Annotated in this window: 8 protein-coding genes; 6 read left to right on the top strand and 2 right to left on the bottom strand. The window is 64.9% G+C overall.

Translation table 11 applies throughout. The annotated features are described in order from the left end of the window. Positions 1-214: 214 nt before the first annotated feature. From ACIQC9_RS03615 to ACIQC9_RS03640, 6 genes are all read left to right on the top strand, one after another. Positions 215-1,258: a LacI family DNA-binding transcriptional regulator gene (locus ACIQC9_RS03615; protein ID WP_400612476.1), complete on the top strand. Its 1,044-nt coding sequence runs from the start codon at positions 215-217 to the stop codon at positions 1,256-1,258. 14 nt (positions 1,259-1,272) lie between these two features. Next, positions 1,273-4,362, top strand: coding sequence for a carboxypeptidase regulatory-like domain-containing protein (locus ACIQC9_RS03620; RefSeq protein WP_400612479.1), 3,090 nt, complete (start codon positions 1,273-1,275; stop codon positions 4,360-4,362). A 191-nt stretch (positions 4,363-4,553) separates the two neighbouring features. Continuing rightward, on the top strand, positions 4,554-5,900 hold the full coding sequence (locus tag ACIQC9_RS03625; protein ID WP_400612482.1) for a glucoamylase family protein: 1,347 nt from the start codon (positions 4,554-4,556) through the stop codon (positions 5,898-5,900). Next, entirely contained in the window at positions 5,897-7,171 is a 1,275-nt protein-coding gene (locus ACIQC9_RS03630; protein ID WP_400612484.1) for an extracellular solute-binding protein, read from the top strand. The genes ACIQC9_RS03625 and ACIQC9_RS03630 overlap by 4 nt, the downstream gene beginning before the upstream one ends. Beyond that, a complete protein-coding gene (locus tag ACIQC9_RS03635; RefSeq protein ID WP_400612487.1) occupies positions 7,168-8,067 on the top strand; it encodes a carbohydrate ABC transporter permease in 900 nt (299 codons plus the stop codon). Before ACIQC9_RS03630 ends, ACIQC9_RS03635 begins: the two co-directional genes overlap by 4 nt. Further along, positions 8,064-8,879 carry a carbohydrate ABC transporter permease gene (locus ACIQC9_RS03640; RefSeq protein WP_400612489.1) on the top strand — a complete coding sequence of 272 codons (816 nt, stop codon included), beginning with the start codon at positions 8,064-8,066 and terminating at the stop codon, positions 8,877-8,879. Before ACIQC9_RS03635 ends, ACIQC9_RS03640 begins: the two co-directional genes overlap by 4 nt. Here ACIQC9_RS03640 and ACIQC9_RS03645 read toward each other — a convergent pair whose 3' ends face one another. Then, the gene (locus ACIQC9_RS03645) at positions 8,880-10,367 is read right to left on the bottom strand and encodes a replicative DNA helicase (RefSeq protein ID WP_400612490.1); all 1,488 of its coding nucleotides are present in this window, start codon (positions 10,365-10,367) and stop codon (positions 8,880-8,882) included. Between the two features lie 112 nt (positions 10,368-10,479). Continuing rightward, entirely contained in the window at positions 10,480-10,863 is a 384-nt protein-coding gene (locus tag ACIQC9_RS03650; RefSeq protein WP_400612492.1) for a hypothetical protein, read from the bottom strand. Between the last annotated feature and the right edge of the window lie 45 nt (positions 10,864-10,908).

Genomic DNA, 10,908 nt, shown 5'->3' on the forward strand with positions numbered 1-10,908 from the left:
GATGCCGGAGGCCGTGCGTAACGGCGTGTCAGCCTCGACACAACCTCCGTATGTCCAAACTAGGGCACTTGCGGCGTCGATGGCTAGTGTGCCATGTAATCGGTTACACGGAATTCACGAACGGACCCATGCAAAGCGGGCCGGGATCGGAACGACCGCTTGGGAGGATGGATTTGGCGCCGCTCAGGATCGCCTTCAGCACGAGTCACGCCGCATGAAGGCGGCAACGATCCGCGATGTGGCGGAGCGCGCGGCGGTATCCGTCGCGTCCGTATCGCGTGTGCTGACGGGCGCCGGCGCGGTCACTGAAGCGACCCGGCTGAAGGTCATGGAGGCGGTCGAGGCGCTGAAGTATGTGCCCCACTCCGGCGCACGCAGCCTGTCGACCAGCAAGACCCAGACGATCGGCGTCATCCTGCCGGACCTGTATGGCGAGTTCTTCTCCGAGCTGATCCGAGGCATGGACGTCGCGGCTCGGGCGGCTGGCTATCACCTGATCGTTTCCAGCTCGCACGACGACGCCGAGGAAGCCTCTGCGGCGATCCGTTCGATGCGCGGTCGGGTCGATGGCCTGATCGTGCTGTCGCCGCACCTGGACGCAGCCAATCTGGCGTCCAGCCTCGCGGGGCGGACGCCGGTGCTGCTGATGAACGGCGGCGCGGCAGGCGACCGGCCCTCGGTCGTTGTCGACAACCACGGCGGCGCGGTTCAGGCGGTTGAGCATCTGATCGCCGTCGGGCGTCGCCGCATCGCGCACATCTCCGGTCCCACAGGCAACCTGGAGGCCGAGGCGCGGCTGGGCGGCTATCTGGACGCCATGGCCAAGGCCGGTCTGCCGACCACGGTGGTCGAAGGCGACTTCACCCAGGGCGCGGGCCACGACGCCTGCGCCGATCTGGCCCGACGGCAGGATCGTCCCGACGCCATCTTCGCCGGCAATGACATGATGGCCGTGGGCGCCATGCTGGCCCTGCAGGAAGCCGGGCTCCGCGTGCCGGACGACGTGGCGCTGGTCGGCTTCGACGACGTGCCCATCGCCTCGATGGTCCGGCCCGGCCTGACCACCATGAAGATCCATATCGCCGAGACGGGACGGGGCGCGCTGTCGCGTCTGGTTCGGCTGATCGATGCGGGGGCCGAGGCCTCCGACACGGCCTGCGAGGTCGTGAAACCCGAACTCGTCGCCCGCGCCTCGACCGCAGCGACAACCACCACAACAGGCGACCGGCCCCGCGTCGGCGTCCTTACGTCATCCTGAGGGAGGAACCCGTAATGACCCGCAAGACCAAGACCTATCTGGGAGCAGCCTCCGCGCTGGCCATGGCGATCTCGCTGGCAAGCGCCGGCGGGGCGTATGCGCAGGTTTCGACCTCGACTGTGCGCGGCGCCATTCGCGACGGTCAGGCGGCCGAAGCCGGCGCGGCGGTGACTGCCCGTGAGGTGTCGACCGGTTTCACCAGCCGGACCACAGCCAACGCCACCGGCGGCTACACGCTGTCAGGTCTGCGACCGGGGACGTACGAAGTATCTGTCACGACCTCGGACGGCCAGACGGCGTCAGAAGTCGTCAGCGTTGGCGTGGGTCAGGTCGGTAGCCTGGATCTGGACGTGGCGGCTCAGCCGGTGGAGACCGCTGACGCCGGCGCAACCGATCTGGGCGATGTGGTGGTGACGGGCCGGCGTCTTGTCGAGGTGCGCACCCCGGAAAACGCAACCAACGTTACGACGCAGCAGATCAACACCCTGCCGCAGATCAACCGCAACTTCCTGAACTTCGCCGGCCTCGCGCCCGGCGTGCGGACCTCGCTCGACGAGAACGAGCAGACCATCACTGCGGGTGGCCAGCGCGCTGAATCGATCAACGCCTTCATCGATGGCGCCAGCCTGAAATCGAACGTCATCGCTGGCGGCATCATCGGTCAGGACGACAGCCGCGGTAATCCTTTCCCCCAAGCAGGGGTTCAGGAGTTCCGCGTCGTCAGCCAGAATTTCAAGGCTGAATACGAACAGGCTTCGTCCGCGATCATCACGGCGGTGACCCGCTCGGGCACCAATGAGTTCCACGGTGAGGTCTTCGGCACCTATCGTGACCAGAGCTTCGTAACCCAGGATGTATTCGCCAAGCGCAACAACGCCGAGAAGCCGGATCTGGAAGTCCGTCAGTATGGCTTCGCTCTTGGTGGGCCGATCATTCAGGATCGCCTGCACTTCTTCGGGACCTACGAACGCAAGCAGGAGAACCGGGCTAACACCGTCAGTCTGGGGCGCCAGGATCAGCGCTTCCTGACCCGTTTCGCTGATTACCTTGGAACCTTCGCCGCTCCGTTCGAGGAAGATCTGTATTTCGGCAAGCTGAGCTGGCAGCCCACTGATGGTCACCTGATCGACTGGAGCGTAACCTATCGCGACGAAGCCGATCTGCGTGACTTCGGAGACCGGAACGCCTTCGAACGCGCGACGAACCTGCAACAGACGACGCTGACCAGCAACCTCCGCTGGCAGTGGCAGACCGATGCCTTCCTGAACGAGATGGCCGTCGACTACCGCGACTACAACTACAATCCGGGCGCGGCGAATTTCTCGGCTTCCGGTGAGACCTATCGCATCTTCGATCAGGACGACAATCCGAACGTCCCCGGCTTCCAGCCGGCTTACTTCGGCGGTGCGGAGATCATCAATCTGGGCGGCCGGGACAGCACGCAGGACATCCACGACAACGCAATCACGTTCCGCAATGATTTGACGTTCAACGAGCTGGAGCTGAACGGCTTCCACACGATCAAGATGGGTGGGAAAGTATCGCTCCAGAACTATCAGGTCCTGAAGCAGTTCGCCCGCAATCCGTTCTTCTATTACGACGTGGACGGGCGGCCGGAAACAAGCGGCAGCACGACGGTGCCATATCGGGTCGAGTTGGGCGTAGCTTACCCCGAGGTCGATCTCGATAACACGGTCATTGGCCTGTACATTCAGGATGACTGGCGCATCACCGAGAAGCTTGAGCTGAACCTCGGCATTCGCTGGGACTATGAGACCAACTCAAACAACAAGGACTATGTCACTCCGGCCAACGTTTCGACAGGCCTCGACCAGTGGATCGCGTCGACCCAGGGCGGCAAGGCGGCCGGCTATGTGCCGAGCTGGTTCAATCGCGAGGACTATTTCTCGACGGGCGACAATCGCGACCCGTTCGCGGGTGCATTCCAACCGCGCATCGGCTTCTCGTACGACGTCTTCGGCGATCGTTCGACGGTCATCTTCGGCGGCGCTGGTCGCTACTACGACCGGATCAACTTCAACTTCGCCTATGACGAACTCGTTGGCCCTTTCAACATCCGCCGGAACGCGTTCTTCAGCACGACCGGCCGTCCCGCCGGCCAAGACCGTGATCCTGGCGCAGGCGTTGATACCCCGGGCGATGCCGGCGATCCGATCCTGTGGCAGGAAGCGTACCGTACGGCTGCGGGCCTTGATCCAGTCCTGGCTGCGTTGCCCGGCAAGGGCGAGGCCTTCCTGCTCAAAAATGATTGGGAGCCGCCCCGCACGGACCAGTTCAACCTCGGCGTTCGTCAGCGGTTTGGAGACTGGCAGACCGAACTCACGCTCGCATACGGCAAGACCGAGAACGAATTTACCTGGCAGTATCTGAACCGCTGTCGCGAGCCCAACACACCGGCTCAGGGTGGAGTGTTTGGCGACAATGGCGGCTTCTGCTCGCCGGACTCGAACGGACCAAACCCTTACCGGACCTATCTTGTTTCGGATCACAGCAAGAGCCGTGAGTTCACGGCGCTCTACTTCAAGGCGGATAAGGCCTACACCCGGGATTCCGGCTGGGGCCTGAACATCGCTTACACGCTGGCTGACGCCGAACAGAACGGCGGCCGGGATGCGTTCTGCTTCGATTGCTTCAGTGTCGAGACTTCACCGGTCCGTCCGACGGACAATGATGAACGGCACCGTCTGGTCATCAACGGGATTGTCGATCTGCCCCTCGACTTGCAACTCTCCGGCATTGGGACGTTCGGGTCAGGCCTACCCTATGACCTGTTCGGCACGGGCGGCCCTGACCAAGTCAACGCCTTCCGGGGAGAGAAGCACAGCTTCATCATTCCCAACGCCTTCGCCTACCGGAACGTCGATCTGCGTCTGACTAAAAACTTCGGAGTCTGGGGTGGCTCCAACCTCTCCGTCTTCGTTGATGCAATCAATGTATTCAACTTCCGCAACTATAATGACTACAACCGCTCGCTGAATGACTTCCCGGGTGGCGTTCCGACGCCGAACCCGAACTTCGGTAATCCTTCGCGCGTCGCCTTCCCCACCCGCACCTTCCAGGTGGGCATGCGGTACAGCTTCTAACGTCTCCTGAGACTATCGGCCGCCCTTCGAAGCAATCCGAAGGGCGGCCTTTTTCTTTTCTGACTGGTAGTGAGTTGCGTATGACCCGAAAGCCGATTGACCGTCGAAACTTCCTGGTTGCCTCTACAGCGGGCGCCGCGCTTGCTCTTGCGGTGGGAACGACGCCGGCTTTTGCGCAAACGAGGCGACGTATGGATCCGGACGTCGAGGAACTGCAACGCCGGACCTTCGACTGGTTCGTGCACGTCACGGATCGTGAGAAGGGGCTGACGCCCGACCGGTGGCCGACGCGGACGTTCAGCTCGGTAGCGGCGGTGGGGTTCGCCCTGACCTGCTGGCCGATCGGGGTCGAGCGGGGGTGGATGACCCGGGCCGAGGCGCGGACGCGAACGCTGAACACCATCCGCTATTTCCACGACCTGCCGCAGGGACCGGAGCCGACCGGCAGGGCGGGGTACAAGGGCTTCTTCTACCACTTCCTCGAGTTCGACACGGGCGCCCGCTTCGCCAAATGCGAACTGTCGACGGTGGATACGACCCTGCTGGTCGCCGGGATGCTGTTCGCCGCGCGCTGGTTCGAACGCGACCATGCGGACGAGGTCGAGATCCGGCGGCTGGCGCAGGCGGTGTATGAGCGGATCGAGTGGGACTGGGCCGTGGTGCGCGAGAACCGCATCACCATGGGCTGGCATCCCGAGAGCGGGTTCATTCCGTCCGACTGGCACGTCTACAACGAGGGCATGCTGACGCTGCTGCTGGCGATCGGGAGTCCGACCCATCCGGTGTCGAAGGCGGTCTGGGACGAGTGGTGCGTTGTTTACGGCGACAGCTGGAGTGACGCCTGGGGCCCGTCCTATCTGCATTTCGCGCCCCTGTTCGGACATCAGTACAGCCACATGTACGTCGATTTCCGCGGCATCCAGGACGCCTGGACGCGGGGCAAGTCGGCCGAGGTCGGGGCGCAGCTCGACTATTTCCAGAACAGCGTGCGGGCGGTCGAAGCCCAACGGGCCTACGCCATCCGCAATCCGGAGAAATGGGTCGGCTATTCGGAAGACGTCTGGGGTCTGACGGCCTGCGACGGGCCGGGCGACTTCAGGCGGGTGATCGACGGCAGGGAGCGGGAGTTCTTCAGCTACTCCGCGCGCGGACCGGGAGACCGGGACGACGGCACCATCGCGCCGACGGCGGCCATGGCCTCGATGCCGTTCGCGCCGGATCACGTGACCGCCTGCCTGAAGGCGATGAAGGCGAAATACGGGACGGCGATCTACACCCAGTGGGGCTTCCTAGACTCGTTCAATCCGACGATGACCGTCGACGACGCGCCTCTTCAGCATGGCAAGGTCGTGCCCGGCATCGGCTGGGTGAACGGCGACTATCTCGGCATCGATCAGGGGCCGATCGTCATCCAGATCGAGAACCACCGGAACGAGGCCGTCTGGCGCCGCATGCGGGCTGAGCCGAACCTTATCCGGGGGCTAAAGCGGTCCGGCTTCACCGGCGGCTGGATCGACCGGATCGTGGTCGAGGAATGACCGGCGCCCGACCCGATCGGCGGACGACGCTCGGCCTTCTGGCCGGGGCGGGCGTGGCCGGTCTGGCCGGATGCGGGACACGCGACGATGGGCGCACGCGGCTGCGCTTCTGGGCCATGGGCACGGAGGCGACCAAGGTCGGCGAACTGATGCCCGAGTTCGAGCGACGCAATCCGGACATCCGGGTCGAGGTGCAGGCCCTGCCGTGGACGGCCGCGCACTCCAAGCTGCTGACATCCTATGCCGGAGACTCGCTGCCTGACGTCAGTCAGGTGGGCAACACTTGGGTGTCGGAAATGACGGCCATCGGCGCGATCAGCCCGACGCCGGACTTCGCCGCCGATCTGTTGACCGACCAGTTTCCGGCGGTGCTGGACACCAACCGGATCAACGGGCGGCCGATGGCGACGCCGTGGTATGTCGACACGCGGCTGATCTTCTACCGGACCGACCTGCTGCAGCGCGCGGGCTACGGCGCGATGCCCAGAACGTGGGCCGAGTGGAAGGCGGCGATGCACGCGGTGAAGCGCGTCGCCGGCGCCGGAAACTTCGCGGTGCTGCTGCCGGTCAACGAGTTCGAGCAATTGCTGACGTTCGGGCTGCAGGGCGATCAGCCGCTGCTGCGGGACCGGGATACACGCGGTAACTTCGCCAGCTCGTCGTTCGTCGCGGCGCTGGAGTTCTACAAGAGCCTGTTCGACGAAGAGCTGGCGCCGGTGGCGTCGTCGACGCAGATCTCCAACGTCTGGACCGAGTTCGAGCGCGGATATTTCAGCTTCTACTTCTCCGGCCCGTGGACCATCGGCGACTTCCGCCAGCGGCTGAAGCCGGAGACGCGCTGGATGACGGCCGGGGTGCCGGGGCCGAACGGACCGGGCGCATCGGCGCCGGGCGGGTCGTCGCTGGTCGTGTACAGGTCGTCGCCCAATCAGGAGGCGGCGTGGAAGCTGGTGCGGTTCCTGTCGGAGCCGGGCGTGCAGACGCAGTTCAATGTGATCACCGGGGATCTGCCGGCGCGACAGAGCGCGTGGGCGGCGCCTGCGGTGGCCAACGATCCCGCTATCGCCGCCTTCAAGGGGCAACTTTCGCGCGCCAAGGCCGTCCCCAAGGTGCCGGAGTGGGAGCGGATCGTGACCGAGATGCAGATCGTCGCCGAGCGGATGGTGCGCGGGGAGTTCACGCCTCGGGCCGCCGCCGCCGAGATCGACCGTCGCGCCGACCGGCTGCTGGAGAAGCGGCGCTGGATGATCGAGCAGGGGAGGGCGATATGACAGCGCGCACCGCCCGCCAGAGAGAACGCGCCGCCTGGGGCTTCGTCGCTCCGGCCCTGCTGGCCATCGGCGTCTTCTTCGCCGTCCCGGTGTTCGCGGCCCTGCTGCTGAGCCTGACGGATTTCGACATCTATGCGCTGGCCGACATCGGCAATGTGCGGTTCGTAGGGCTGCAGAACTATGAGCGGCTGCTCACCAATCCCCTGTTCTGGGGTGCGATGCGGAACACCGGGCTATTCGCCCTGCTGGGCGTGCCGCTGTCGATCGCGGCGTCGCTGGGCGCGGCGGTCATCCTGAATGCGCGGGTGATCCGGTGGCGGCCGGTGTGGCGGGTGATGTTCTTCGCCCCCTATGTGACGACGCTGGTCGCCACGGCGGTGCTATGGAACTACCTGCTGCACACCAAATACGGCGTCATCAACTGGGCCATCGGGGCGATCGGCATTCCACCGGTGGACTGGCTGGGCGATCCACGGACATCCATTCCGGCCATCCTGCTTTTCGTCGTGTGGAAGATCTTCGGCTACAACATGCTGATCTTCCTCGCGGTCCTGCAGACCGTCCCGGACGAGTTGTATGAGGCCGCGCGGATCGACGGCGCCGGGCCTTGGAAGCAGTTCCGGCACGTGACCCTGCCGGCCATCGCGCCGACGCTGCTGCTGGTGTCGATCATTTCGGTCGCCGGCTTCTTCCAGCTGTTCGCCGAGCCCTATGTGATGACGCAGGGCGGCCCGGCGCAGTCGACCGTGACGGTGCTCTACTTCATGTACGAAGAGGGCTTCAAATGGTGGAATCTCGGCTCCGCGAGCGCCGTGGCCTTCATCCTTTTCATCTGCATTCTGGCGGTGACCCTGGTGCAGCTGGCGGTGGCGAAGCGGGTGGGGGCGTACGAATGAAGCCGCGCGCCATCCTGTTGAATGTCGCCGTCGCGGCGATCGCCCTGATCGTGCTGTTCCCGCTGGCGTGGATGGTGTCGGTCAGCTTCATGTCGACCGGCGAGGCCGCGGCGTTTCCTCCGCCCTTGCTGCCGAAAGTCTGGACCTTGGAGCACTACCGCGACCTGTTCCTGACGCAGGGGATGGGGCGGTATCTGTGGAACAGCTTCGCACTGGCCACGCTGGCGACAGGTCTGGCGCTGCTGTTCACCGTCCCGGCCGGCTACGCCTTCGCCAAGCTGAGGTTCCGGGGGCGGGAGCGGATCTTCCAGTTCCTCGTCGCCGCGCTGGTGGTGCCGGCGCAGATCGGGACGCTGCCGCTGTTCCTGATGCTGAAGGGGATGGGGCTGGTGAACACCTACGCCGGGGCGCTGGTGCCGTGGCTGGCGTCGATCTTCGGCCTGTTCCTCGTGCGCCAATACGCCTTGTCGATCCCGGACGAGATGCTGGAGGCCGCCCGGATCGACGGCGCGAGCGAGGGCCAGATCTTCCGCCGTATTGTCCTGCCGGCCCTGCAGCCAATCCTCGTCACTCTGGCGCTGTTCGTCTTCCTCGGCAGCTGGAACGACTTCCTGTGGCCGCTGATCATCCTGACCGACCAGTCGAATTACACCCTGCCGGTCGCGCTGGCCGCCCTGTCGCGCGAGCATGTGCAGGACGCCGAGCTGATGATGGCCGGGGCGACCGTGACGGTGCTGCCGGTGCTGGCGCTCTTCCTCGCGCTTCAGCGGTACTACATCCGGGGGATGCTGGCGGGCAGCGTGAAGGGCTAGCTACTCGTCGTAGCTTCCGTACCGCTGCTGGCCCTGCGCCAGATTGCCGAACTTGGTGGTGTCGGCGTCGAAGCTGAGGCGTACGGTGCCGATGGGGCCGTGGCGCTGCTTGCCGACGATGACTTCGGCCTGATGGCGCAGCAGATCCATGTCCTCCTGCCACTTCAGATGCTCTTCGGAGCCCTCACGCGGCTCGGAGCGGCTGAGGTAGTAGGCCTCGCGATAGACGAACATGACGCAGTCCGCGTCCTGCTCGATCGAGCCGGATTCCCGCAGGTCGGACAGCTGGGGCCGCTTGTCCTCGCGGCTCTCGACCTGGCGCGACAGCTGGGACAGGGCGATGATCGGCACCGACAGCTCTTTCGCCAAGGCTTTCAGACCGCCGGTGATCTCGGACACTTCCTGGACCCGGTTTTTCTGGCTGTTTTCGCCGGTGGTCACGAGCTGGAGGTAGTCGACGATGATCAGATCGAGGCCGTGCTCCATCCGCTTCAGTCGGCGGGCGCGGGCGGCGAGCTTGGAGATGGACAGGCCGCCGGTGGCGTCGATGTAGAGCGGGCTTTCGCCGATCTCGACCGCAGCGTCGCGGATCTTGCCGAAGTCGGCGGCGTCAATCTCGCCCTTGCGGAGCTTGTCGGACGACACGCCCGAGGCGTCGGCGAGAATACGCATGGCCAGCTGCTCCGCCGACATTTCCAGCGAATAGAAAGCGACGACGCCGCCCGACACGGTCTTGCGGCCTTCGGGCGTCGGCTCCCAGCGATAGTTGCGGGCGATGTTGAAGGCGATGTTGGTGGCCAGCGCCGTCTTGCCCATCGACGGGCGGCCCGCGAGGATCAGCAGGTCGGACGGGTGGAGGCCGCCCAGCTTCTGGTCGAGGTCGTCCAGATTGGTGGCCAGACCGGCCAGCTTGCCGTCGCGCTGATACGCCTCGGCCGCCATCTGGACGGCGCCGCTGAGCGCATGACTGAAGGCGACGAAGCCGGACGACGGCTTGCCGGTCTCGGCCAGGGTGTAGAGCTGCTGCTCTGCGCTCTCGATCTGATCGATCGCGGCCGTTTCAGGCTGGGGCGCTTCCTTGATGATCTCGCCGCCGATGCGGATCAGGTCGCGACGCAGGGCCAGATCGTAGACGACGCGGGCGTAGTCGGGCGCGTTGGCGCCGGGAGGGGCGCGGTCGACGAGGTCGGCGAGATAGCGCAGACCGCCGAACTCCTGGAACGCCGGATCGGGCTTGAACCGTTCCATCAGGATGGTCGGCTCGGCCAGCAGGCCTTGTCGGATATGATCCTCTATCGCGTCGTAGAGGCGTTGGTGAAACGGCTCGTAGAAGTGGCTTCCGCGCAGGCGATCCGACAGACGTTCGAAAACCGCATTGTCGAACATCAACGAACCCAGCAGGGCCTGCTCCGCCTCCAGATTGTGGGGCAGGGACGGGACCGAGGTGGAATCCATCGGTGGAAATTGGACGGGGGCGAAGGCGTTCATCGGAGTGATGTCATGCCCTTACACGCCGCCTGCGTCATGTTCGGTCGCACCGATGAACGGGGACAAGGTCAGGCGCCCTGTGGGCAGTCCGGAATTCCGACGTCGGATCAGTTCAGGCCTGCCGGGGGCAGGGATAGCGGTCGGCCATCCATGCGCGAAAGCCATCGACCACAGACATGCGCTGACGTCGGGTCTGGGGGATTCCGTTCAGGAAAGCCAACAGCTGATTCGGGCTGACGCTGATGCTTTCGCCCGGACAGGCGGGCGGCGTCCGACCGGCTGCGCGGGCTTCACGAACCTCGCGGTTCACGGCGGTCAGGGCGCGTTCTGCCTCGCCTTTCAGCCTATGCGCATCGGGCCGCAGCATGGCGGTCGGGTTCATGGGTATCCGGTTCGCGCGCCTGACGAAGTCGTCCAGCGATACACCGGCTTGCGCCTCCGCGGCGCCGGCGATCATGCTGGCGGATACCGCCAGAGTCATCAAGCTTGTCTTCATGTTCCCTCCGAATGGCTTAGCTTGATCGGCAATTCGTGGCGGAAC

Origin of the sequence: Brevundimonas sp. NPDC092305 (genome assembly GCF_044755415.1) — a bacterium.
Taxonomy (GTDB): Bacteria; Pseudomonadota; Alphaproteobacteria; order Caulobacterales; family Caulobacteraceae; genus Brevundimonas.

Bases quoted from the DNA above. Each gene is read 5' to 3' on its own strand.
- ACIQC9_RS03615 (WP_400612476.1), top strand. From the start codon at position 215: ATGAAGGCGGCAACGATCCGCGATGTGGCGGAGCGCGCGGCGGTATCC.
- ACIQC9_RS03620 (WP_400612479.1), top strand. From the start codon at position 1,273: ATGACCCGCAAGACCAAGACCTATCTGGGAGCAGCCTCCGCGCTGGCC.
- ACIQC9_RS03625 (WP_400612482.1), top strand. From the start codon at position 4,554: ATGGATCCGGACGTCGAGGAACTGCAACGCCGGACCTTCGACTGGTTC.
- ACIQC9_RS03630 (WP_400612484.1), top strand. From the start codon at position 5,897: ATGACCGGCGCCCGACCCGATCGGCGGACGACGCTCGGCCTTCTGGCC.
- ACIQC9_RS03635 (WP_400612487.1), top strand. From the start codon at position 7,168: ATGACAGCGCGCACCGCCCGCCAGAGAGAACGCGCCGCCTGGGGCTTC.
- ACIQC9_RS03640 (WP_400612489.1), top strand. From the start codon at position 8,064: ATGAAGCCGCGCGCCATCCTGTTGAATGTCGCCGTCGCGGCGATCGCC.
- ACIQC9_RS03645 (WP_400612490.1), bottom strand. From the start codon at position 10,367: ATGAACGCCTTCGCCCCCGTCCAATTTCCACCGATGGATTCCACCTCG.
- ACIQC9_RS03650 (WP_400612492.1), bottom strand. From the start codon at position 10,863: ATGAAGACAAGCTTGATGACTCTGGCGGTATCCGCCAGCATGATCGCC.